25 protein-coding genes and 1 tRNA gene are annotated in these 23,271 nt (G+C 63.4%); 13 read left to right on the top strand and 13 right to left on the bottom strand.

Translation table 11 applies throughout. From position 1 onward, the window contains the following. Nucleotides 1-39 precede the first annotated feature (39 nt). Complete coding sequence (locus CCD76_RS15095; protein WP_087720284.1) at nucleotides 40-735, bottom strand: VIT1/CCC1 transporter family protein; 696 nt, start codon at nucleotides 733-735, stop codon at nucleotides 40-42. Between the two features lie 237 nt (nucleotides 736-972). Here CCD76_RS15095 and CCD76_RS15100 point away from each other — a divergent pair, with 237 nt between their 5' ends. Both CCD76_RS15100 and CCD76_RS15105 read left to right on the top strand, forming a co-directional pair. Next, nucleotides 973-1,566, top strand: a complete 594-nt coding sequence (locus CCD76_RS15100) for a MalM family protein (RefSeq protein ID WP_179208945.1) — start codon at nucleotides 973-975, stop codon at nucleotides 1,564-1,566. A gap of 192 nt (nucleotides 1,567-1,758) precedes the next feature. Further along, nucleotides 1,759-2,298, top strand: coding sequence for a cytochrome b (locus CCD76_RS15105; protein ID WP_087720286.1), 540 nt, complete (start codon nucleotides 1,759-1,761; stop codon nucleotides 2,296-2,298). A gap of 63 nt (nucleotides 2,299-2,361) precedes the next feature. Here CCD76_RS15105 and CCD76_RS15110 read toward each other — a convergent pair whose 3' ends face one another. The 3 genes from CCD76_RS15110 to denD all read right to left on the bottom strand — a co-directional run bounded on the left by CCD76_RS15110 (nucleotide 2,362) and on the right by denD (nucleotide 6,085). Next, nucleotides 2,362-3,534 carry an L-rhamnonate dehydratase gene (locus tag CCD76_RS15110; RefSeq protein WP_087720287.1) on the bottom strand — a complete coding sequence of 391 codons (1,173 nt, stop codon included), beginning with the start codon at nucleotides 3,532-3,534 and terminating at the stop codon, nucleotides 2,362-2,364. A 68-nt stretch (nucleotides 3,535-3,602) separates the two neighbouring features. Further along, nucleotides 3,603-4,988, bottom strand: coding sequence for a GntP family permease (locus CCD76_RS15115; RefSeq protein ID WP_087720288.1), 1,386 nt, complete (start codon nucleotides 4,986-4,988; stop codon nucleotides 3,603-3,605). 110 nt (nucleotides 4,989-5,098) lie between these two features. Further along, nucleotides 5,099-6,085 (bottom strand): D-erythronate dehydrogenase, encoded by a 987-nt coding sequence (denD, locus tag CCD76_RS15120; protein WP_087720289.1) that lies wholly within the window; start codon nucleotides 6,083-6,085, stop codon nucleotides 5,099-5,101. A 207-nt stretch (nucleotides 6,086-6,292) separates the two neighbouring features. Here denD and CCD76_RS15125 point away from each other — a divergent pair, with 207 nt between their 5' ends. Genes CCD76_RS15125 through otnI form a run of 5 tightly spaced genes read left to right on the top strand, consistent with a single transcriptional unit; the run spans nucleotide 6,293 to nucleotide 10,914 of the window. Continuing rightward, a complete protein-coding gene (locus CCD76_RS15125) occupies nucleotides 6,293-7,087 on the top strand; it encodes a FadR/GntR family transcriptional regulator (RefSeq protein WP_256961328.1) in 795 nt (264 codons plus the stop codon). Then, nucleotides 7,084-8,058: an L-threonate dehydrogenase gene (gene ltnD / locus CCD76_RS15130; protein ID WP_087720291.1), complete on the top strand. Its 975-nt coding sequence runs from the start codon at nucleotides 7,084-7,086 to the stop codon at nucleotides 8,056-8,058. The genes CCD76_RS15125 and ltnD overlap by 4 nt, the downstream gene beginning before the upstream one ends. A gap of 3 nt (nucleotides 8,059-8,061) precedes the next feature. Next, entirely contained in the window at nucleotides 8,062-9,387 is a 1,326-nt protein-coding gene (otnK, locus tag CCD76_RS15135) for a 3-oxo-tetronate kinase (protein WP_087720292.1), read from the top strand. After that, nucleotides 9,384-10,049 carry a 3-oxo-tetronate 4-phosphate decarboxylase gene (otnC, locus tag CCD76_RS15140; protein WP_087720293.1) on the top strand — a complete coding sequence of 222 codons (666 nt, stop codon included), beginning with the start codon at nucleotides 9,384-9,386 and terminating at the stop codon, nucleotides 10,047-10,049. The genes otnK and otnC overlap by 4 nt, the downstream gene beginning before the upstream one ends. 52 nt (nucleotides 10,050-10,101) lie before the next feature. Further along, nucleotides 10,102-10,914, top strand: a complete 813-nt coding sequence (otnI, locus tag CCD76_RS15145) for a 2-oxo-tetronate isomerase (RefSeq protein ID WP_087720294.1) — start codon at nucleotides 10,102-10,104, stop codon at nucleotides 10,912-10,914. 7 nt (nucleotides 10,915-10,921) lie between these two features. On the opposite strand, the gene CCD76_RS15150 is transcribed toward otnI, so the two are convergent. Further along, on the bottom strand, nucleotides 10,922-11,614 hold the full coding sequence (locus CCD76_RS15150; protein WP_256961329.1) for a CvfB family protein: 693 nt from the start codon (nucleotides 11,612-11,614) through the stop codon (nucleotides 10,922-10,924). A gap of 308 nt (nucleotides 11,615-11,922) precedes the next feature. Here CCD76_RS15150 and CCD76_RS15155 point away from each other — a divergent pair, with 308 nt between their 5' ends. Together CCD76_RS15155 and CCD76_RS15160 are read left to right on the top strand one after the other, a co-directional pair. Further along, entirely contained in the window at nucleotides 11,923-12,294 is a 372-nt protein-coding gene (locus CCD76_RS15155; protein WP_087720296.1) for a hypothetical protein, read from the top strand. A 185-nt stretch (nucleotides 12,295-12,479) separates the two neighbouring features. After that, a complete protein-coding gene (locus CCD76_RS15160) occupies nucleotides 12,480-12,917 on the top strand; it encodes a hypothetical protein (RefSeq protein WP_143543302.1) in 438 nt (145 codons plus the stop codon). A 330-nt stretch (nucleotides 12,918-13,247) separates the two neighbouring features. On the opposite strand, the gene CCD76_RS15165 is transcribed toward CCD76_RS15160, so the two are convergent. Further along, nucleotides 13,248-14,246, bottom strand: coding sequence for an IS5 family transposase (locus CCD76_RS15165; RefSeq protein ID WP_087720298.1), 999 nt, complete (start codon nucleotides 14,244-14,246; stop codon nucleotides 13,248-13,250). A gap of 141 nt (nucleotides 14,247-14,387) precedes the next feature. After that, nucleotides 14,388-14,464 (bottom strand) — tRNA-Arg (locus CCD76_RS15170). A 221-nt stretch (nucleotides 14,465-14,685) separates the two neighbouring features. Between CCD76_RS15170 and CCD76_RS15175 the strand changes: the two genes are divergently transcribed. Beyond that, nucleotides 14,686-14,991, top strand: coding sequence for a c-type cytochrome (locus CCD76_RS15175; RefSeq protein ID WP_087720299.1), 306 nt, complete (start codon nucleotides 14,686-14,688; stop codon nucleotides 14,989-14,991). 4 nt (nucleotides 14,992-14,995) lie between these two features. Continuing rightward, complete coding sequence (gene thiM, locus CCD76_RS15180; RefSeq protein WP_087720300.1) at nucleotides 14,996-15,835, top strand: hydroxyethylthiazole kinase; 840 nt, start codon at nucleotides 14,996-14,998, stop codon at nucleotides 15,833-15,835. A gap of 10 nt (nucleotides 15,836-15,845) precedes the next feature. Here thiM and cysE read toward each other — a convergent pair whose 3' ends face one another. After that, on the bottom strand, nucleotides 15,846-16,688 hold the full coding sequence (gene cysE / locus CCD76_RS15185) for a serine O-acetyltransferase (protein ID WP_218777049.1): 843 nt from the start codon (nucleotides 16,686-16,688) through the stop codon (nucleotides 15,846-15,848). Between the two features lie 38 nt (nucleotides 16,689-16,726). Next, complete coding sequence (rep, locus tag CCD76_RS15190) at nucleotides 16,727-18,775, bottom strand: DNA helicase Rep (RefSeq protein ID WP_087720302.1); 2,049 nt, start codon at nucleotides 18,773-18,775, stop codon at nucleotides 16,727-16,729. Between the two features lie 191 nt (nucleotides 18,776-18,966). Here rep and CCD76_RS15195 point away from each other — a divergent pair, with 191 nt between their 5' ends. Further along, the gene (locus CCD76_RS15195) at nucleotides 18,967-19,428 is read left to right on the top strand and encodes a GNAT family N-acetyltransferase (protein ID WP_087720303.1); all 462 of its coding nucleotides are present in this window, start codon (nucleotides 18,967-18,969) and stop codon (nucleotides 19,426-19,428) included. Nucleotides 19,429-19,441: 13 nt separating this feature from the next. On the opposite strand, the gene trmL is transcribed toward CCD76_RS15195, so the two are convergent. The 3 genes from trmL to pyrE form a co-directional block, all read right to left on the bottom strand. Further along, nucleotides 19,442-19,912, bottom strand: coding sequence for a tRNA (uridine(34)/cytosine(34)/5-carboxymethylaminomethyluridine(34)-2'-O)-methyltransferase TrmL (gene trmL / locus CCD76_RS15200; protein WP_087720304.1), 471 nt, complete (start codon nucleotides 19,910-19,912; stop codon nucleotides 19,442-19,444). Between the two features lie 213 nt (nucleotides 19,913-20,125). Further along, complete coding sequence (locus tag CCD76_RS15205) at nucleotides 20,126-20,695, bottom strand: YfaZ family outer membrane protein (protein WP_071232403.1); 570 nt, start codon at nucleotides 20,693-20,695, stop codon at nucleotides 20,126-20,128. A gap of 180 nt (nucleotides 20,696-20,875) precedes the next feature. Further along, nucleotides 20,876-21,580, bottom strand: a complete 705-nt coding sequence (gene pyrE / locus CCD76_RS15210) for an orotate phosphoribosyltransferase (RefSeq protein WP_087720305.1) — start codon at nucleotides 21,578-21,580, stop codon at nucleotides 20,876-20,878. A 124-nt stretch (nucleotides 21,581-21,704) separates the two neighbouring features. Between pyrE and CCD76_RS15215 the strand changes: the two genes are divergently transcribed. Then, nucleotides 21,705-22,475: an exodeoxyribonuclease III gene (locus CCD76_RS15215; RefSeq protein WP_087720306.1), complete on the top strand. Its 771-nt coding sequence runs from the start codon at nucleotides 21,705-21,707 to the stop codon at nucleotides 22,473-22,475. 107 nt (nucleotides 22,476-22,582) lie between these two features. Here the strand turns inward: CCD76_RS15215 and CCD76_RS15220 are convergent. Continuing rightward, the coding region (locus CCD76_RS15220; protein ID WP_087720307.1) for a 16S rRNA (uracil(1498)-N(3))-methyltransferase at nucleotides 22,583-23,271 on the bottom strand (689 nt) is incomplete at its 5' end.

A 23,271-nucleotide genomic window follows, 5' to 3' on the forward strand; every position in this document is an offset into this window, starting at 1 on the left:
AAGCCAGACACGACCGGAACAGGCCGAACGCGAACCCGATCAAGTGCCGACGACGCCGAACACCCAACCGACCCCGGCCGTGGCGGCCATGGCCAGCACACCCCACACGACCACTCGGACGACAGCGACCCGCACGCGTGAACCGCCCACTTTGGCCGACAGGATCCCCAGCAGGCCGAGTGCCAGTAGCGAACCGATGGCGACGACCAGCGCGATCCCCTGACGAGGCGCCAGCAGCGAGGCGACGATCGGCAGCGCGGCACCGGCGAGAAAGGTCAGCGCCGAGGCCACCGCCGCTTGTAGAGGCCGCGCTTCGTTGACATGGCTGAAACCGAGTTCATCACGCGCATGGGCCGCCAGCGCGTCGTGGTGCATCAGCTTTTCTGCGACCTCCTGCGCAAGCGCAGAGGAGAGGCCCCGCGCTTCGTAGATATCCGCCAGTTCACGGGTTTCAAACTCATAGTTGGCAGCCAGCTCGCGACGTTCGCGCGCCAGGTCGGCGCGTTCGGTATCCTTCTGCGAGCTGACCGAGACGTACTCGCCCGCGGCCATCGACATCGCTCCGGCTACCGCCCCGGCCGCCCCGGCGGTCAGCACGCCAGCCAGCGTCGCGCCCGCCGTCGCCATGCCGATGACCAGGCTGGCGGTGGAAACGATGCCGTCGTTGGCGCCCAGCACCGCCGCTCGCAGCCAGCCCACACGATCCGAGTAGTGACGCTCCTTGGGTATGGACATCCCTGACCCCTGCCCCGGCTCCCATTTCATGACGCCTCCTACGCTTGCAGACCCAGTGCAGCCTGGTGCTTGTCGTCTTTCTCTCCTCTCATCCTAGGCTAACCCGATGGGGACCGGAGAGGTTGTCTCTGGCGATGATGTGTCTTTTTGCTGATGCGACATGCCGCAATACACTCTCTCGATGCATCGCCCCGATGTCGATATGTCTCGTCAAAGAACCGTTCAACGCCATACGGCATGAAACTTCTCACTCCGAACTGGCGCGATGCACTATGCCGCAACGTCACCTTTCGAAAATACGATTTCAACACTAGGAAGTTCCCTCCTATCACAGCCCGTCGTGGCTTTTCCACTGCCCGGCTCGACGGTCAGTTCAGCGTGACGCCCGGCCCGAACGCCCAATATCTTGTCATCTACTCGAGCGAAGCGGATCGTCAGGCTTCGACCACCTACGAGTCCGAAGAAAAAGCGTATGCCCGGGTAAGAGGGCTCTCCGAACCCGCCGGCCCCGATCCGCGCGCCGTGCATACCGCCACCGGCGAAGTGACGCTCGAAATCGTCTCGCTGACCGGTAGCACCGGCATGACCTCAATGATTGGCGATACGCCAGTCCCGATACCCGAGGCTGCCGGCCCTCGCCCGCAAGCCGCCACCCCGGCACCCGCTCCGGAGCCCACCACAGCGGACTTCGATTACCGCCGAATGATCGATGCCGCGCTCAAGGCCGGCGATGTCGAACTCGCGCTGGATCTTGCCGAACGCGCCGAACGCAGCGGGCACCCCGGTACCCGGGCCTGGCTGGCCGATCGGCTGCAAGCCAAGACGCCCTGAGTCATCCTGGGTTTCCGGACTCGCGACGCCCGGCGACGAGACAGCCTCTTTCTTACCATCGTGACCCTTGCCATTGCGACCCTTACCATCGTGACGCGGCCAACGCGTCACGATGGCGAGCCTGGCTTAAGTCAATCCTAAGCCGATGCTGCCTAGGATGGGGCTGACTCGTTCACTCAAGGATCACCCAACGTGAACCACTCGTTGCCCAACCGTTATTCGGCCAAGGCCCGCCACTTTCACTGGACCCTTGCCGCACTGATCGCCCTGGCTTACGCGCTCATCCTGTCGACGGATATCTTTCCGCGAAGCACCGGCATACCGGCCTTTCTGCTGCAGAGCCATTTCTGGACCGGTATCGTCGTGCTGCTGCTGGCGATTCCCCGCTTGATCGAACGCCTGCGACAGCCGCCACCCCCGGTGTCGCCGCCACTTCATCCCCGGCTCGAGCTGGCGTCACGCATTACCCACTGGGCGCTCTACGCGTTTCTGTTCGCGCAGCCGCTGCTGGGCATCATGACGGTCTGGCTGAGCAATGGCACGATTCCGGTTCCCGGTACGTCGCTGGCGGTGCCGTCGCCGTTCGGCGTGACGCCGCATCTCGGCCACTCGCTGGAGTCGATCCACAAGACGCTGGGAACGGCGTTCTACTACGTGATCGGGCTGCATATCGCCGCGGTGTTGTGGCACCAGTTCGTCCGCCGAGACGACCTGCTCAAGCGCATGTGGTGAAGCGATCCAAGCGGATAGGATGAAATTCAGGCGGCGCGAAGAGACTCGCGCCGCCGAAGGCGCTCACTCGACGATGTGGAATCCATCCAGGTGGCGCTCATTGAGCGAGAGTCCCAGCCCCGGCACGTCGTCGGCGAGATCGAGATGGCCGTCGATCGGTTCCGGGTCGCCTTCGAACAGGTAGTAGAAGAGTTCGTTGCCGATCTCGACGTCATGCACCGGGAAGAACTCCGACATCGGCGACGCCAGTGACGACATCGTTAGATGGTAGTTGTGCATCTGCCCCGCGTGCGGAATCACCGGCACCTCGAACGCTTCGGCCATGGCGTTGATCTTGCGCGCCACAGTGATGCCGCCGACGCGGTTGGTGTCGTACTGGATCACCGAGACCGCACGTTTCTCCAGCAACTGGCGAAAGCCGTGGACGGTGAACTCGTGCTCCCCACCGGAGATCGGCATCGGCGCGATGCGATTGAGCTCGGCGTAGCCGTCGATATCGTCGGCGATCACCGGCTCCTCCAGCCAGCGCAGCTCGAACGGCGCCAGCCTGGGCAGCATCCGGAGGGCGTAGTCGAGGTTCCAGCCCATGTAGCAGTCGGCCATCAGGTCGATGTCCTCGCCGATCACCTCGCGCACCGCGGCCACGCTCTTCACATTCTCGCGCATGCCTTTCGGCCCGTCCTTGGGTCCATAGCCGAAGCGCATCTTCATCGCCTGGAAACCCTGATCGAGATAGCGCTGTGCCTCCGCCTGCATAACGTCGAGATCGTCGTGATAGAGCTTGGAGGCGTAGCAGGGAATGCGTTCCTTGGTGCGCCCGCCGAGGAGCTTGAACACCGGCTTGCCAAGCGCCTTGCCCATCAGATCCCAGATCGCGATATCGACCCCGGAGATCGCCGCCATGCCGATGCCGCGCCGCCCCCAGGCCAGCGTGGCGCGATACATGCGCTGCCACAGGTACTCGTAGTCGAACGGATCCTGGCCCACGACCAGTGCCGCCAGGTGCTGGTCGACGATGGTCTTGGCGACCCTAGGTGCCAGCGCCACGTTGCCGAGACCGACGAGACCGCTGTCGGTCTCGATCTCGATCACCGTCCAGCCGTGGAAGCGGAAGCTCTGCATGGCATCGCCGCGATCCCACAGCGCATCCATGGCGTTGGTACAGAAATGCGCCTTGGGCGGCACCGTCTCGCCTTTCCACTCGAACACGCGGGCGCGGACTCGGGTGATTTTCATGTCTGGACTCCTTGTCGTTGGCGTTCTGATCTCGATTCGCCGTGTGACTCTCAATCTATCGTCGTCTCTCAACCCACGACCGCATTGGCGATCAGCAGCGCGACCAGGCCGGTGGCCCAGCCCAGCGTGGTCGGCACCGACAGCACCAGCAGCTGATGCTTGGCGGTCTTGACCCCCAGCAGCCGGTTGACCACCCAGAAGTAGCTGTCGTTGAAGTAGCTGAAGAAGAGCCCGCCGAGACACGCCGCCTGAGCCGCCAGCACCATGTTGACGTCCGGCATCGAGGCCAGGATCGGCGCTGAGATCGAGGCGCCGGTGATCATCGACACCGTGCCGCTGCCCTGCACGAAGCGCACCAGCGTGGCGATGAGGAACGGGATCAGCACCGCCGGCAGCGCCAGCCCGGCAATGCTTTCGCCGATGTAGTCGCCCGCACCGCTGGCCCTCAGCACGGCACCCAGCGCACCCCCGGCACCGGTGACCAGCAGAATGATACCGGCGCTTTCGACGCCTTTTTCCAGGTGCGCCAGCACCTGATCCTTCGGCATCTTCGGCACCAGGCCATAGACCGCCACCAGCACGCCGATGCCGACCGCAATCACCGGATGGCCGACGAACTGGACGATCTGCACGAAGAGCCCCGGCGAGTCGCTGTCGCCCACCACCGCGGTGACCAGCGTATTGAAGAAGATCAGCAAGATCGGCAAGGCGATCGGCATGACCGACATCCGCAGCGAGGGCAGTTCGCTCTCGGCCAACTGCTCGCGCATCGGGTCCTCGTCGTCGTCGCGCTTCAGCGATCCCGGCACGTCGCGTTCGATCATCGCCTCGATGCGCGGCCCCATGAAGCGGGCGTAGAGCACCATCACGATCAGCGCCGGCGCGGTGAAGACCAGGCCCCAGGCGATCATCAGGCCGATATCGACACCGAAGATCCCCGCTACGCCCAGCGGGCCCGGCGTCGGCGGCACCGCGCTGTGGGTGACCGCCAGCCCGGAGGCGAGCGCGATGCCCAGCGTCAGGATCGAGCGCCCGCTATTGCGTGCCAGCGCCCGCACCAGCGGATTGAGGATGACGTAGGCCGAATCGCAGAAGATCGGGATCGAGACGATATATCCGGTCAGCGCCATGGCCCAGTCCTCACGCTCCTTGCCCAGCAGCTTGAGGATCGAGTAGGCCATGCGCTGGCCGGCGCCGGAGACTTCCAGAATCCGCCCCATCATCACGCCGAAGCCGATGACCAGACCGATGGTGGAGAGCGTCGTGCCGAAACCGGTGGTAATGGCACCGATCACCGCATTGGGTGGCATGCCGCCGATCAGGCCGGCGATCGACGCGGCAATGACCAGGGCAAGCAGCGCGTGAACGCGGGTTTTCAGCACCAGCGCGATCATCACGAAGATAGCGATACCCAGGCCGATGATGACCTGAGGTCCAGCGACAGATTCTGTCATGGCGTGAACTCCTTGCGGGCTTTGTGAATGTTGTTGCCTGTCGTTGTTCAAGGATCGGACCGTCCGGCGCGTTTCCCGCGCCTTTCGGGTCGTAAAAGCAGTGGTAGACGTCAGCTCGTGAGTTCATCCTCCCGGTAGGCGTGAATGATGGCGTCGAAATCGGCATCGGCCTGGAATCCCAACGCCAGCGGCCGCGCGGCATCCAGCCCGCCCGGCCAGCTGGCGACGATGGCATCGATGGCGGCATCGGGTTCGAATCGCACCAGTTGGCGGGCCGACGGGCCGGCCACACGCTCCAGCGCATCGAGCATCTCGTTCACCGTGACCGTGATGCCGGGCAGATTGAGCGTGCGCCAGTCCCCCAGCGGCTCGCCGGACAGCGCCAGCGCATGAACCAGGTTGGCGACGACCGCCCGTGGCGAGGAGAGCCACAGCGGCAGCTCCCCCGCCACCGGGCAGACCGCTTCGATGCCGGAGAGCGGCTCGCGAATGATCGAGCTGGCGAACGACGAGGCCGCCTGATTGGGTTTGCCCGGACGCACCACGATGGTCGGCAAGCGACAGACGCGGCCATCGACGAAGCCGCGCCGACTGTAGTCGTTGATCAGCAGTTCCCCCATCGCCTTCTGTGCGCCGTAGGAAGAACGCGGCTGCGGCCCGATCGCCTCAGGCACCGGCTGCGATCGACTTTGAGAGAGCCCCGGCCCGAACACCGCCAGCGAGCTGGCGAACAGGAACCGCAGCCGCTTCGAATGTGCCCGGCACGCTTCCAGCAGCGTTCGCGTGGCATCCAGGTTGACCCGCATGCCGAGATCGAAATCCGCCTCGGCCTGCGAGCTCACCACCGCCGCCAGATGGCAGACGGCACCGGTATCCTCGGCCAGCGCCTCCTCGATCAGCGCAGACTTGATGAAACCGGAATCGGCGATATCGCCGGTCAGCGATTCGACACGGTCGTCGGCCACCGGGCACGGCGCCAGATCAATCGACGTCACCCGCGTGACGGCCTGGCCTTCGAGCACGGTCTCTTCCGACAACAACTTCTGGATCAGTCTCGCGCCGAGAAAACCGGCGCCTCCGGTCACGATCACATGCATGGCATTTCTCTCCTCTGATCTCGCCTTCATCCATCGAATGGCACTGAATTGACGAAAGGCGAATTGCGCTGACGTTTGCGATTTACCATCTTGTCTGACAAATTCAGTCGACAGGCAATATCGCCATTGGTCGGAGAACGTCCCCGCAAGCCGTCATGGCGGCACCGACGAGTCCGCGACTACGACGAATGCATGAGGAATACCGCATTGAAAGAAGACACGAGGCAGCCGTCGCGCGGCCCGCAGCTTTCCGAACAGGTCGCCCAGCGCTTGAGCGACGCGATACAGGCCGGCGAATGGGGTCGCGGAGCACGCCTGCCCACCGAGGCGGAGCTGGGCGAGCGCTTCGGCATCAGCCGCTCCGTGGTGCGCGAGGCGATCTCGATGCTGCGCAACGGCGGCCTGGTGACTTCGCGGCGGGGCAGCGGCAGTTTCGTCGCCGAAGCACCGACGGTATCGCTACGGCTGGCGATTCCCGATCCCGGCCTGCAGTCGGTGGTCGAGGTGCTGGAGCTGCGCCGGCCGCTGGAGGTGGAAGCGGCACGGCTCGCCGCCGAACGGCACACGCCGTCCCAGCTACGGCGGATTCGCAACGCCATGGTGGATATCGATGAAGCGGTCGAGGCGGGGCTGTCCGGCGTCGATCAGGATCTCGCCTTTCATCGCGCCATCGCCGAAGCGGCCAACAACACCCACTTCACCGCCGTGCTCGACTTCTACAACCGCTTTCTGCATCAGGCGATCCGCGTGACGCGGACCAACGAATCGCTGCGCGAGACCTTCATGCAGCAGGTGGTCGCGGAGCATCAGGCCATGCTCGATGCCATTGCCGCAGGCGATGCCGATGCCGCCGCCCGCGCCGCCGCCATTCATCTGGAACACGCCGAAATGCGCCTGCGTCAGGCACCCACCGATCTGCTCAAGAGCATGCTCGAACAGGAGGAAGCGCAGGCCGGATCGCCTTCGGCATCGACGGAACAGACAGGAGACGACTCACGATGAGTACGACACAACGACCCCGCGTCGGGGTCATCGGGCTGGGCTCGATGGGGATGGGCATGGCCACATCGCTGGTGCGCGCCGGCTTCGAGACCTGGGGCTGCGATCTGCGCGAGGAAGCACGAGCGAGCTTTGCCGGTGCCGGCGGCCATGCCGTGGCAACGGCGGCGGAGATGGCTGCCGAGGTCGAGATCGTGCTGACCGTGGTGGTCAACGCCGAACAGACCCGCGCGGTGCTGTTCGGCGATAACGGCCTGCTACCGGGACTGAAGCCGGGCAGCGTGGTGATCTCCTGCGCGACCTGCGCGCCGGATGCCGTGCAGGCGCTGGGGGCCGATCTCGCCGCCCATGACGTTCATCTGCTCGATGCGCCGATCTCGGGCGGCTCGGTCAAGGCGGCCGCGGGCCAGCTGACGATCATGGCCTCCGGCCCGGCGGCGCTGTTCGAGCGCGCCGGCGACGTGCTCGACGCCCTCGCCGCCAAGGTCTTTCGGCTGGGAGACGGCCTGGGGCAGGGTTCGCAGGTCAAGCTCGTCAACCAGCTGCTGGCGGGCGTGCATATCGCCGCCGCCGCCGAGGCGATGGCCTACGGCATTCGCGGCGGCTGCGATCCGCAGACCTTATATGAAGTGATCACCCAGAGCGCCGGCAACTCGTGGATGTTCGAGAACCGCGTGCCCCACATCCTGGCCGGTGATTACACGCCGCATTCGGCGGTGGACATCTTCGTCAAGGATCTCGGCATCGTCCACGACACCGCCCACCGCGACAAATTCCCGCTGCCGCTCACCGCGCAGGCGCTCAACCAGTTCACCCTGGCCTCCGCCCAGGGGCTGGGCCGCGAGGACGATTCGGCAGTGATCAAGGTCTACCCTGGAATCACGCTCCCCGGCACGGCCGCCAACGATGCCGGTTTCGGCAACGGCGCGGGTTCCGATCTCGACGGTGGCCCCAACGATCACGGAGGTGCTTGAACGATGGCAAATTCTCTTTCGACAGCGGGCGAACGGCCCCGCGCCAGACCGATCCTCGGCTGCATCGCCGACGACTTCACCGGCGCCACCGATCTCGCCAGCCAGCTGGTCAGCGCCGGCATGCGCACGCTGCAGACCATCGGGGTTCCCGACACACCGCTGGAGGCGGGCGTGGACGCCGTGGTGGTGGCGCTGAAATCGCGCACCATCCCTGCCAGCGAGGCCATCAAGCAGTCGATCCAGGCGCTCGACTGGCTGCGGGAACAGGGCTGCGAGCAGTTCTATTTCAAATATTGCTCCACCTTCGATTCGACACCGGCCGGCAATATCGGCCCGGTCACCGAGGCGCTGATGGACGCCCTGGGTACCGACTTTACCGTCGCCTGCCCGGCGCTGCCGGCCAATCGCCGTAGCGTGTTCAACGGCTACCTGTTCGCCAACGGCGTCCTGCTCAACGAGAGCGGCATGCAGGATCACCCACTGACGCCGATGACCGATGCCAACCTGGTCCGCGTGCTCGGCGCGCAGACGACGCGGGAGATCGGGCTGATCGACTACGCCACGCTGCGCCAGGGCGACGCCGCGGTGACCGCGCGCATCGAGGCGTTGAAAGCCGACGGTATCGGTATCGCGATCTGCGACGCCATCGATAACGAGGATCTGTTCGTGCTGGCCCGCGCCTGCCGCGATCTTCCATTGGTGACGGCGGGTTCCGGCCTGGCGCTGGGGTTGCCGGCCAATGTCGCCGATCGTCTCAATCACCGGCAGGACGCCGCCCGCCTCGAGCCGATCGCCGGTCGCGAGGCGGTATTGAGCGGCAGTTGCTCGCGGGCCACGCTGGCCCAGATCGACCATGCCAAGCAGCACATGCCGAGTTTTCACCTCGATGCCCAGGCGCTGCACGATGACTACGCAAGTGTCGTCGACGCGGCACTCGCCTGTGCCGAAGCCCATTTCCAGGCACACGCCGACGACGACGGCGGCCCGGTGCTGATCTATGCCAGCGCCGCGCCGGAGGAGGTGCGTCAGGCCCAACAGCGGCTCGGCGTGCAGGAAGCCGGCGAACTGGTCGAGCGGGCGCTGGCCGACATCGCCAGCGAGCTGGTCAGCCGCCTCGGCGTGCGCCGTCTGCTGGTCGCCGGTGGCGAGACGTCCGGCGCCGTGGTCAGCGCGCTCGGCGTTCAGGGGCTGCGGATCGGCGAAAGCATCGATCCCGGCGTGCCGTGGACGACCACCCTGGGGACCGAAGCACCGCTGGCGCTGGCGCTCAAGTCCGGCAACTTCGGCGCCACCGATTTCATGACCAAAGCCTGGAAACTGATGCCATGACCGCGATCCATACTTCGACCTCCTCGACCGAAAGCCGCCTGCGCGAAGAGATCGCCGAGATCGGCCGTTCCTTTCGCAACCTGGGCATGGCGCCGGGCACCTCCGGCAATATCAGCGCCAAGCTCGACGATGGCTGGCTGATGACGCCGACCAACGCCAGCCTCGGCGCCCTGGACCCGGCGGAAATTTCCAAGCTCGACTGGGACGGCAACCTGCTCGCCGGCAAGCCGCCGACCAAGGAGTCGTTCCTGCACCGGGCCTTCTATGAGCAGCGCCCGGATACCGGCGGCATTATCCATCTCCACGCGACGCACTCGGCGGCGGTGTCGTGTCTCAACGGGCTCGATGAACACTCCTGCCTGCCGCCGATCACGCCCTACTTCGTGATGCGGGTCGGCCGTCTACCGCTGGTGCCCTACTATCGGCCCGGCGATGCGGCGCTGGGCGAGGCGGTGCGCCACTACGCTGCCGACCATGCCGCCGTGCTGCTCGCCAATCACGGCCCGGTGGTAGCGGGCAAGACGCTGGAAGCCGCGCGCAACGCCATCGAAGAGCTGGAGGAGACCGCCAAGCTCTATCTGCTGCTGCGCCACCACGACGTGCGCACGCTGAACGAGAAGGAAATCGACGAGCTGCGCGACGCCTTCGGCGCCCAGTGGTAAGCGCGCATTCGTCTGTCCACACCCGTCAACCGGATCACCGAGGAATCAGGCCATGCCGCGTTTCGCCGCCAATATCAGCATGATGTTCAACGAAGTCCCGTTCATGGAGCGCTTTGCCAGAGCCGCCGCGAATGGTTTCACCGGGGTCGAGTTCCTGTTCCCGTATGACTTCGAACCCGAAGCGATCGCCGCCGAACTGAAGCGCCACGGGCTCGAACAGGTGCTGTTCAACCTGCCACCCGGCGACTGGGCTGCCGGCGAGCGCGGCCTGGCCGCCCTCCCCGGCCGTGAAGCGGAGTTCCGGGACAGCGTCGATACCGCCATTCGCTACGCCAAGGCGTTGAACTGCCCGCGTCTGCACGTCATGGCCGGGCTGGTAGAAGAGTCGACATCCGGGACTGCTCCGGACAATGTTTCCCGTGAAACATTGTCCAGTAACTACCAGATTTATCTGGAGAATCTGCGCTTCGCCGCGCGAAAGCTCGCCGAGCACGATCTGACGCTGCTGATCGAACCGATCAATACTCGCGACATGCCGGGCTACTTTCTCAATCATCAGGCCGAAGGACATGCGATCCTCGCCGAGCTGAATGAGCCCAACGTCAAGGTGCAGATGGACTTCTACCATACCCAGATTATGGATGGAGATATCTGGAAGACCTACGAGCGCTACCGCGATGGCGTGGGCCACATCCAGATCGCTGGCGTGCCCGAACGGCACGAACCGGATGCCGGCGAGGTCAATTATCCGTGGCTATTCGCCCAGCTCGACCAGGCCGGCTACGACGGCTGGCTGGGCTGCGAATACAAGCCCCGCGGCGAAACGGAAGCCGGGCTCGGCTGGTATCGCGCCTATCGGATGTGACCGCCGATCATTCTTCGATCAGCCGGATGCCATCTTCTTCGATGACGATCCGGCGCTGCTTGTAGAGGCGGCCGATGGCCTGCTTGAAGGCATTCTTGCTGACGCCCAGCCGCGCCTTGATGGCGTCGGCCGGGCTCTTGTCGCCGAGCGCCAGGAACCCGCCGTTGTCGGCCAGCGCCGCCAGCACCTTGTCGCCGACCACATCCAGACGCGCCTGCCCCGGCGGCAATAGCGAGAGATCCAGGCGGGCGTCGTCGCGCACGCGACGGACATAACCCTCCACACGATCGCCGCGACGCAACGGGCGCGACATGTCGTCGTGATACAGCAACCCCCAGAAGCGGCTGTTGACCACCGCCTTGGCGCCGAGATCGGTCAGATCGGCGATCACCAGCGATACCCGGTCGCCCGCCTTCAACCCTTCCGACTCGTCCCGCAGGAAGCGATCGAGCTTCATGCTGGCCACCGGGCGCATGCGATCGTCGACGTAGATCATCACCAGCACGCGCTTGCCCTCGTCCGGGCGGAAACGCTGCTCGCCGAACGGCAGCAACAGATCCTTGGGGCGGCCCCAGTTCAGGAAGGCGCCAATATCGTTGACCTTCGTCACCCGTAGATAAGCGACATCGCCCACGTTGACCTGTGGCTCGGCAGCGCGTGACGATTCGGCGGGAGCGTTATCCCGAGGCGTGCGGGTCATAAGGGGTTCTCTGCTGGCAAGCGATGGATGAGATGCTGCCATTATGGGGGCCACGCCGGTATCGATCAAAGCCGCCCGAAAGCCCGGCCGGAACGGCAGACCCGGCGACCGTTCTGGCTGGCTTTACACAACGGAAGGGAAAAGGTTTACACTCCAGCGTCATCACATGGCTTAGACCTTCATATCAATCCCATCGATAGTCGAATTCACTACGCGTGATTAGCAGACTAAAGAGTTGGCTCCCATAATGTCGCCACAGGTTGAGGCCGAGAGGTCATCAAGCAAAAAGACATTTTGGAGGTAACGCCATGAAAACTCGCATTCTCGCAGCCATCGCAATCGCCATCGCTCTGCCCGCTGTCGCCCAGGCCAACAGCGCCGTTGCCGAGCGTCATTTCGATCAGCAGAGCGAAGCGCTCAGCATCGAGCAGACCGCGCAGTACCACGCACTGCCGACTCGCTACAGCGCCGATACCGTCGATGGCGGCCACAGCACCGCTGCCGACCAGGCTCTGAAGAACGTGGCCGAATCCACTCAGCTGAGCACCGACGTCCAGCCGTCCCACAACAGCCTGATCGGTGAAGGTCAGAGCGCCGCTGCCGGCCAGGCACTGCAGAACGCTACCCAGACCGTCAGCAATGACAAGGGCAACGTCGAAGTGAACTTCGCCAGCCTGTAAGTCTTCGCCTTCGGGCACTGCGGCAGCGCTAGTCATCAGTGCTAGTCATCAAAGGGGCCTTCGGGCCCCTTTCTAGTTTCTTACCCTGCTTTCTATTTCATATTCAGGTTTATTCTCCAAGATCATTTCCATCGATAGCCTATTTCGCTGCATTTAATTAGCCATCTAACGGAAATCACCCGATAATGACATCACAGGTTGAGGCCAAGGGCCCCACGCCACAACAGATGATCACTGGAGGCAACACCATGAAAACCCGCATTCTCGCAGCCATCGCAATCGCCATTGCTCTGCCCACCGTCGCCCAGGCCAACAGCCTCGTGACCGAGCGTCATTTCGATCAGCAGAGCGAAGCGCTCAATATCGAACAGACCGCGCAGTACCACGCCCTGCCGACTCGCTACAGCGTCGATACCGTCACTGGCGGGCATAGCGCCGCAGCGGACCAGGCACTGCAGAACGTCGCCGACGCCACGCAACTCGCCACCAACATCTCGGCCAGCCATAACCCGCTAGTTGGTGAAGGCCAGAGCGACGCCGCCGCCCAAGCGCTGCAGCACGCTACCCAGAATGGCAACAACGATAGCGGCAACGTGGAAATGAGCTTCGCCACCAACAGCTAAGTGGCTGAGCAAGGAGTAAAAACGGGCCTTCGGGCCCTTTTTTGGTGGGCGATTATCTGCCTAGGGCAGGGACGAAAGCGGCTGGTTAGGACTCAACGGGATTCGAGCCCGCCCCCTGCATCCGAACGCACTGATCAAGGCTGTGAATAACCCCGTGCCTGCACGAAATAGTCACGTGCCAAATTGGCAGCAAAGGAACCACTGATCAATTCGTCTCTGAGCGGCCGAAGGGCTCAGAGGGGCATAATCACCGCGTCAGCGATCAATTTCTGACCACCTGAGGTGGTCTGTTTTCCCTGGCAGCCGGTTACCCCGGCTGCTAGGCCAGACTCAAGGCGCACTGGCCCCGTTAACTCGGCCCTTGCATCGTGTCGACAGCACCAGGTTGGCCAGCCCGAACAGGCTCAAGAGTTGCGCCTGGTTCTTGGCCAGCCCCTTGTAGCGCACCTTCCGGTAGCCAAAGAGGTTCTTGATGACATGAAACGGATGCTCGACCTTGGCGCGGATACTGGCCTTGGTCTTCTCGATCGCCAACAGCAGCGCTTTCATCGGGCTGTCGTCCATCTTCTTGATGGCGCCACGCTTGGCGGCAACACAGCACCGCGAATCCGAGGCATCCTTCTCTTCGTCGAGGTGCTTCCCCATGCCGGTGTAGCCCGCGTCGCCGTATACCCGCTTATCATCGTCCCGGACCAGAGCGCCGGCCATGGTGACATCGGCGACGTTGGCCGAGGACGCGGCGACACTGTGAGTCAGTCCGGTGACGGCATCGACGCCGATATGGGCCTTCATCCCGAAGTACCACTGGTTGCCTTTCTTGGTCTGCTTCATCTCCGGATCGCGTTGCTTGGCCTTGTTCTTCGTGGAAGGGGCAGCCGCCACGATAGTGGCGTCGACGATCGTGCCCTCGCGCATGAACAGCCCTTTCTCGGCCAAGTGGGCGTTGATCTCCTCGAAGATCCGCTGAGTCAGGGCATGCTTCTCCAGCAGATGACGGAAGCGCAGCAGCGTAGTCGCGTCCGGCACGCTCTCGATGGCCAGATCGATACCCACGAAGTCACGCATCGCCTGGCTGTCGTAGATGGCATCCTCCAGCGCCTCGTCGGCGAGCGCATACCATTGTTGCAGGAAGTAGATCCGCAGCATGCGCTCTAGGCCGATGGGCGGACGGCCGCGTTTGCCTGCTGCGTTAGGGAAGTAAGACGGCGACAGCGCGTTGATGAGTCGTTGCCAAGGCACCAGCGCCTCCATCTGGGCCAGGAACCGCTCGCGACGTGTCATCTTCTTCTTGTTGTGGTGCTCTGCCTGGGCGAAAGAGATCTGCTTCATGGGATGGCTCTGTCAGACGCTGATGGGATGACCCGATTCTACCCCGCCGGTGGCGATCAAGCAGCTGCACCGGGATTTGTGCAGCGTTTCCCAAAAGAGGGGGTTTCAGAGGAAGGAAGCGTCAGGATTCATTGACTGGAATGGCGCGCCCAGCAGGATTCGAACCTGCGACCCCTGCCTTCGGAGGGCAGTACTCTATCCAGCTGAGCTATGGGCGCGCAATGACGTGGCGGTGCGGCGATGACCTGGGTGACCAAGGATAGCCCCAGGAGAGCCAGAGCCGCTTGCCAACAGCGCGCCATCCTAACCGCTCGGCCATTGGCTGTCCAGCCAGGGCGTCATCGCGGTCGCGACGGCTTTCGCGTCTGCAGGGCATGATTATACTGAAGACCCGACAACACGATAAACGGATGTCTCGACCGATGACGATGAGGCCAACATGAACTTGAAACTCCCCCTGGCGTTAACGGCTGCCCTGCTGACCTCGATGCTGGCAGTCCAGGCTCAGGCCGCCGACGGTGAAGCCATCTTCGAGGACAACTGTGCCGGTTGTCATGACGGCGGTGGCGCGCCGCAGATCGGCGACAACGACGCTTGGCAGTCACGTATCGACGAAGGCATGGATGAACTGTATGCCAGCGCGATCAACGGCGTTGGCGGCATGCCGGCCAAGGGCGGCAACGCGGATCTCACCGATGACGAGGTCAAGGCAGCCGTCGACTACATCGTCGATGAAAGCGAGTAACGGTATGACGGAGACGCCGCTACAGGCGCGAGAGTGGCAGCAGCGCCTGCTGGCAACACGTGAACGACTGCGCGAGCGGGCACCGCTCGTGCATTGCCTGACCAATCAGGTCACCGTCAATTTCATCGCCAATGCGTTACTGGCGGCAGGCGCTTCGCCAGCGATGACCGATTATCCCGAGGAGGCCGGGAGCCTGGCCGCAGCAGCAGACGCCGTGCTGATCAATCTGGGCACGCCCAACGCGGAGAGCCTGGAGGCGATGCGACGAGCGAGCCAGGCCGCCAACGAGGCCAGGAGACCCTGGGTACTCGATCCGGTCGGGGCGGCGGCGCTGCCGTTGCGGCGAGACGTGAGTCTCGAGTTGATGTCCAGCCGGCCGGCGGTGATGCGCGGCAATGCCTCGGAGATTATGGCGCTGGCAGAGGCCGGCGCTCGTGGCCACGGGGTCGATACTCGGCACGAATCGCAGGATGCGCTTGCCGCTGCCAATGATTTGCTGGCTCATGCGGAAGGCATCGCGATTTCCGGACGGGTCGACCGCTTGCTGGGCCGCTCGACCACCGATACCTACCCGATCACGATCAGCCTTGCCGGCGGCAGTGCGTGGCAGCCTCGGGTGACGGGAACCGGCTGCGCGCTGGGTGCATTGATCGCCGCTTATCTAGCGGTCGCCGACACGCCGCTGGATGCCATGGTCGCCGCTCATGCCCACGCGGCTGCAGCCGCCGAGCAGGCCGAACGAACGGCTCACGGGCCGGGGAGCTTCGCGGTGGCGTGGCTGGACGCGCTGGATAGCGTCGACCTAGCGGGCTTTCTCTCGGATCGCCGGAGGCTAGATTGCTAGCATCGCCGCACTAGCGCCCACAACAGAGCTTGCTGCTGGAGGGAGCGGGCTGCGCCGACGTTTGCGAATTACGCGGCTTGTCGAGGCAGTGCTGCATTTCCCGCGACGGTGCCGCGCAACCGGCGTCGCCAATGATCCGGGCCGGGACGCCCACCGCCGTGGTATGAGGCGGCACCGCCTTGAGTACCACCGAACCGGCGCCGATCCGGGCGCCTTCGCCGATCTCGATATTACCGAGCACCTTGGCTCCGGCGCCGATCAACACGCCTCGCCGAATCTTCGGGTGGCGATCCCCCGCTTCTTTCCCCGTCCCGCCGAGCGTGACGCCCTGCAGCAGCGAAACCTCGTCTTCGATGACCGTGGTTTCACCGATGACGACCCCGGTCGCGTGATCGATGAAGACCCCATTGCCGATCCGCGCAGCGGGATGAATATCGGTCTGGAACACTTCGGAGCTGCGGCTCTGCAGATAGCGCGCCATCTGCCGGCGCCCGGTCTGCCACAACACGTGCGCGAACCGATGCACCGTCAGCGCATGAAACCCCTTGAGATAGAGCAGCGCCTCGGTGACCTGGCGAATCGCCGGATCGCGTTCTATCACGGCGGCGAGATCCTGCCCAATGCCATCGCTGATGCCAGGATCGTCGTCTAGCAGCTCGTCGAACATCTTGATCAGCTGGTTGGCAGCCAGATCGGGATGCGCCAGACGTTGGCCCAGCCGATAGGCCAGGCCGGCACCCAGCGTCGAGCGGTTGAGCACCGCGCCCAGCATCAGTGGGGTCAGCAGCGGCTCTTGGCGAGAGATCGCCATCGCCTCGTCGCGAGCCTGTTGCCACAGCTCGGTGGTGTTCATCGGCATCCCTCGTCGGCGTGAATGGGTATTGCAATATTCTAGCCTAGCAGCGAACGCAACCCCGCGATCGCACTCTGGCCGCGCTCCTGTTTCTTCTCGGGATTTTCCTTATCGGCGCGACCTTCCCATTCGAGATCGTCCGCCGGCAGCTCGTCCAAGAAGCGACTCGGGGTGCAGTCGAGCAGTTCGCCGTAGGCCTTGCGCTGGCGGGCGAGCGTCAGGGTCAGCGTGCGCCGGGCGCGGGTGATACCGACGTAGGCGAGTCGCCGCTCCTCCTCCACGGTGCCGGATTCGATAGAGTTGCGGTGCGGCAATAGTTCCTCTTCCAGCCCCATCAGGTAGACGTGGGGAAACTCGAGGCCCTTGGAGGCGTGCATGGTCAAAAGCTGGACCCGGTCGGAGTCGTCCTCTTCGGCCTGCTGTTCGAGAATGTCGCGCAGCACCAGCCGCGAAATGGCCGACTGCACGTCGTCGGTCTCCTCGCTGGCTTCGCCGTCCTCGTCGTCGCGGTGCATCGACTTTTCGAGCTGATCGATCAGCGTCCAGACGTTGGCCATGCGGCGCTCGGCGATGGTCGGCGCGCTGGCGTTCTGGTAGAGCCAGGCTTCGTAATCCATGTCCCGAATCATCTCGCGGATGGCGGCAATGGCGTCGCCCTGATCCATGCGCTTGCGCACGCCGTCGATGAAGTGAGCGAAGCGCCCTAGCCTTTCGACGGCGCGGGTCGGCAATACCTGCTCGAGCCCCAGCTCGTGACAGGCGGCAAACATCGAGGCACCGCGCTCAGAGGCATAGTTGGCGAGCTTCTCCAGCGTACCGGGGCCGATCTCGCGGCGCGGTACGTTGACGATGCGCAGGAAGGCGTTGTCGTCGTCAGGATTGATCAATAGTCGCAGATAGGCCATCGAATCCTTGATCTCGTTGCGCGAGAAGAAAGAGGTGCCACCGGAAAGCTTGTAGGGAATCTGGTGGTGCTGCAGCTTGAGCTCCAGCAGCCGGGCCTGGAAGTTGCCGCGATAGAGCACGGCGAAGTCGCGCCATTCGGCGCGCTCCTTGATCCGGCGGGTCAGGATCTCGCCGGCAACGCGCTCGGCCTCGGCCTCTTCGTGGCGGTTGACCACCACGCGGATCGGATCGCCCTGACCCATGTCCGACCACAGCGTCTTCTCGTAGACGTGCGGGTTGTTGGCGATCAGGGTGTTGGCGGCGCGCAGGATCGTCGCCGTGGAGCGGTAGTTCTGCTCCAGCTTGATCACGTTGAGCCGCGGGAAGTCCTCGCCCAGCGTCACCAGGTTTTCCGGCCGCGCGCCGCGCCAGGCGTAGATCGACTGGTCGTCGTCGCCCACCACGGTGAAGGTGGCGCGCTCGTCCATCAGCATCTTGACCAGCTGATACTGGCTGACGTTGGTGTCCTGATACTCGTCGACCAGCATGTACTGGATCCGCTTGCGCCAGCGCGCCAGCGCCTCGGGATCGGTCTTGAGCAGAACCACCGGCAGCATGATCAAGTCGTCGAAATCGACCGCGTTGTAGGCCTTGAGATGACGGTTGTAAGCTTCGTAGATACGTGCGGCGTACTGCTCGTCTTCGTCGGCGGCGTGGGAGATCGCCGGCCCGGGCAGCACCAGATCGTTCTTCCACTGGGATATCTGGCTCTGCACCGCGTTGATCTGCTCGGCATCGGTGTCCGCCTCCTTCTGCATCAGATCGCGCAACAGCGCCTTGGCGTCCTCCGGATCGAACAGCGAAAAGCCGGGACGAAAACCGAGCGTCTTGAGTTCGCGGCGGATGATGTTGAGCCCCAGATTGTGGAAGGTCGATACGGTCAGGCCATGGCCTTCCCGGCCCTTGAGCATCTGTCCCACACGCTCCTTCATCTCGCGCGCCGCCTTGTTGGTGAAGGTGACCGCGGCGATCTTGCGCGCGCTCATCCCGCACTCCTGGACCAGATAGGCGATCTTGGTGGTGATCACGCTGGTCTTGCCGGAACCGGCCCCCGCCAGAACGAGACACGGGCCATCGATGAAGCGCACCGCCTCCTGCTGGCGCGGATTGAGCTTGGCGAGACGTTGGCGAATGTCGGACATGAGGGCAGAATCGCAGAGAAAATAAAACGGAGAAGGAAGTGCTTCACCCGTTGACGAGCAAGATGAAACGCGAGGCGCGCAACGCACAGAAACCGGAGCATAGCGGGCTATGTGAGGATTTCGAGCATTGCGCAACAAAGTGTTTCGCGTGCGCAGTCACGAGTGAAGCATTTCCGAGGATGATACACCTCATGCAGATTATACGAGACGATCTCCGCGGCCCTGAAATCGCCGCGATGCTGGAAGCCCACCTCAAGGACTTCGAGCCGCACTCACCGCCGGAAAGCCGCCATGCGCTGGATCTCGACGGGCTGCGACGCCCGGAGGTTCACTTTTACACCGCCTGGGAAAGTAACGAGCTGCTCGGCTGCGGCGCGTTCAAGCGGCTCGATGATACGCACGCCGAGATCAAATCGATGCGCACCGATCCGGCCCACCTGCGCAAGGGAGTGGCGCGGGCGATCCTGGCGCACCTGATCGAGGAGGCGCGTGCCGCCGGCCTGCAGCGGCTGAGTCTGGAGACCGGCCCGATGGATCACTTCGCCCCGGCCCGAAAGCTTTATGAAACGTTCGGATTCACCTATTGCGAACCGTTCGGCGACTACGTCGAAGATCCCTACAGTGTGTTCATGATGCGGAGGCTGGATAACTGACGCCTCAACAACGCTAGAGATCCACCGCCCCGGCAAAATCCAGCTGCCGCCAGGCTTCATAGACGATGATGGCGCAGGCGTTGGACAGATTGAGGCTTCGGCTATCCGCCAGCATGGGGATACGCAGGCGCTGTGCGGGAGGCAGCGCTTCGAGCATCGATTGCGGCAGGCCACGGGTTTCCGGGCCGAAGACCAGGGCATCGCCTTCGCGGAAATGGATATGGTGGTAGCCGTGGCGGCCACGGGTCGAGACGGCAAACACGCGCTCCGGCCCGACGGTCTCGAGAAAGGCGGCCCAGTTGGCGTGAACCTGGACCCGCGCCCATTCGTGATAGTCGAGCCCGGCACGCCGCAGGCGCTTGTCGTCGAGTTCGAAGGCCATCGGTTCGATGATGTGGAGACGAAAGCCCGTATTGGCACACAATCGGATGATATTGCCGGTGTTGGGCGGTATCTCTGGCTCAAACAGCACGATATCAAGCATGGCGACCAGCTCGAATGTGGGGGGAACTTCCGCATGATACGCAATCGGCGCCACTCTCTACAGGGCTACAGGGCCCCGAGGCCGGCCCTTGCTACAGAGCCCGATGCCGACCCTCGCAATGGGCGCCGGTTGCTGGTCTCTCAAGCGCCCCACAACCGACGCTGCTATCCAAGCGCACCGTAGCTCGTAGCTCGTAGCTCGTAGCTCGAATACTTAAAACCCAACGCTGACGCCCAACACCGGCCCGCTATCCAGCGTATGGCCGTTGTCGTTGTCGAAGTCGGTACGCATGTAGCGATAGCCGCCATAGACGTAGGTATGCGAGATAATGTTGACCCGCGCCTGGGCGCCGTACTCATAGCTCTTGTCGATGTCGCCGTGGGCCAGCCCTTCCGGCGTGTAGAAGCCGTAGCCGCCAATCGAGGTCAGCGGGATGGGCGTATCGACGAATGCGGAACCGCCGAGCCCCAGACCGCCACCGTTGCCATAGTGGGTATCCTGATACTGGTAACGCCCACCCACGGAAAGGTCGATGCCCGGCAGCCACGGTGTGAACATCAGCGAACCCGAGTAGGCCTTGGCATTGTGACCGCTGTCATCGGTGTTCAGGTAGCCGACACCGGCCCGCAAGGTAGGGAAGATGGTCTGGCTGGCTTCGACACCGAAGGATTCATCGCCGCCGTTGGCGGAAACACTCAGCGCCATCGCCTGCTGACTGGCGAACATGAAGGTCGCTGTGGCAAGGGCAAAGCCCCAGGGTTTGATCCTGCTGCGGTTGATCATGATGCGTCTCCCGAAATTGGCGCCAAATCGCGTTGGACTAACGGCGTAAGCGTGGCATAATTTTCGAGTTTATCAAACGCTGTTTTTTAAACATTTTGTAACACGCCACGACGACGAGGCTGCGGCTAATCGTAGCAGGCGAGAGCCCCGGAACGCCCTGCCTCGTCGCGAATTGCAGGATCAGCGGTCGCTGGTGATGCCGTAGCGATCCCGGTAGGCGCGGATCGCCTCGGCATGCTGGGCAATGGAAGCGCCATCTTCGCCGCTGCGGGGTTCGCGCGTTTCCAGATAGGCGAGCAGCTGGTCGAGGTTGACGATGCTCACAACCGGCATATGATACGTCGCTTCGACTTCCTGGATCGCGCTGTGCGGCTTCAGGCCGTTGGCATCCTGACCACGCTCCTGACGGTCGAGCGCGATCACGACACCCGCGGCCTGGGCTCCGGCATTGTTGATGATCTGCATGACCTCGCGGATCGCCGTGCCAGCCGTGATGACATCATCGATGATAAGAATGTTGCCACGCAGTTCGGCACCCACGATGTTGCCGCCTTCACCGTGAGTCTTGGCTTCCTTGCGGTTGAAGGCAAAGGGCATGTCGCGCTGATGGTGGTCGGCCAGAGCAACGGCTGCACTCGCCGCCAGCGGTATACCCTTGTAAGCTGGACCAAACAGTACATCGGCCTCGATGCCACTGTCGGCAATGGCGCTGGCATAGAAACGTCCGAGACGGGCCAGTGCACGGCCGGAACGGAATAGACCGGCATTGAAGAAATAGGGACTGACACGACCGGACTTGAGCGTGAATTCACCGAAGCGCAATACCCCTTCGGCGATCGCGAATTCGATGAACTCTTGCTGATACGGCTGAATCTCGACGCTCACCCCGGGTCTCCCTGTTGCTTCATGACTCTTGAAGACCGCTGTCGTCCTGGCCTGACGCAGCGGTCATTTACCTAAACCTTTCAAGCTCGGGTATCATACACGCGCGACAAAGAAGGAACACTGTATGAAAATCGCCAGCATCAATGTGAACGGGATCCGAGAGGCCGTCGAGCGGGGCTTTCTCGACTGGCTGGCCGAACAGGATGCTGACGTCGTCTGCGTGCAGAACCTGAAGGCCAAGAGCTTCGAGCTCGATGACAGCATTCTCTACCCGGAAGGTTACGAAGGTTATTTCCTGGATGCCGAGCAGGATGGCTTCTCCGGGGTCGGGCTCTACTGTCGCAAGATCCCTAAGGCCATCATGTATGGTCTGGGCTTCGAGCAGTGCGACAACGAAGGGCGCTTCCTGCAGGCGGACTATGACCGCTTCAGCGTCGCGACCTTCCTGATGCCGAGCGGCGACGACGATCCGGCCGCCAAGCAGACGTTCATGACCCAGTATCTCGAGTACTTGAACAAGATGGCTCGCAAGCGTCGCGAGTACATCATCTGCGGCACCTGGCACATCGCGCACAAGACGCTCGATCTTACCAATTGGGCCGATAACCAGACGACGCCGGGCTTCAAGCCGGAAGAACGGGCGTGGATGGATCAGGTGTTCGGCCCGACCGGCTTCATCGATACCTTCCGTGAGGTCAATCGGGATGCCAACCAGTACACCTGGTGGCCCAAGCTCGACCAGGAAGTGCCGCGCTCCCGCCAGGAAGGCTGGCGCCTCGACTATCAGATCGTCGGCCCCAACTTCCGGCGCAACGTGAAAGATGCCTGGATCGATACCGACGCGACCTTCAGCGAGTTTGCCCCGCTGATCGTCGAGTACGATCTCGAGCTGTAATCTCCGCTCGACGCCGCACGCCAGCAGCCATCAGCGACTCGCAACGAAAACACCCCGCCATCCGGATAACGGCTGGCGGGGTGTTTTTCGAGGCGGGCAGGATTCGGCTACAGATCCCCGAAGTGATGCTGCAACAGCGTTAGCGCCACCACCGGCGCGGTTTCGGTACGCAGAATACGTGGCCCGAGAGTAAGCGGCTGGAAACCGCTGCGCCGGGCGGCGTCGACTTCGGCGTCGCTGAGCCCGCCTTCCGGACCGATAAGCAGAGCTGCCGAATCGACCGAAGCTGCCTGTTGCCAGCTATCGTCGGTAGCGGGATGCAGCACCAGACGCACGGCCTCGTCGCGTTTCTCGAGCCATTGTGCCAACGTCTGCGGCGGATGAATCGGCGGTACGCTGGCGCGTCCGCACTGCTCACAAGCGCTGATCGCCACGCCCTGCCAATGCGCCATTTTCCTGGCTTCGCGATCGCCCTTGAGGCGCACGTCGCCATGTTCGACGTAGAGCGGGGTGATCGCCGCCACGCCGAGCTCGACGGACTTCTGGATTGCGTAGTCCATGCGATCGCCCTTGGAGATCGCCTGGCCCAGATGCACGCTCAGCGGTGATTCCCCGCTACCCGCGGCCACCTGTTCGATGCGCGCGACGACCCGTTTGCGACCGACTTCGATCAGCGTCGCCTGCGCCTCGTGGCCAGCGCCATCGAACAGCGTCAGCGGTGCGCCTTCGCGCAGCCTCAGCACCAGCGCCACATGGCGAGCCGGCCCCTCGGGCAGAACGACATCGCCGCCAGCGA

The organism is Salinicola salarius (genome assembly GCF_002179555.1).
Lineage (GTDB): Bacteria > Pseudomonadota > Gammaproteobacteria > Pseudomonadales > Halomonadaceae > Salinicola > Salinicola salarius_A.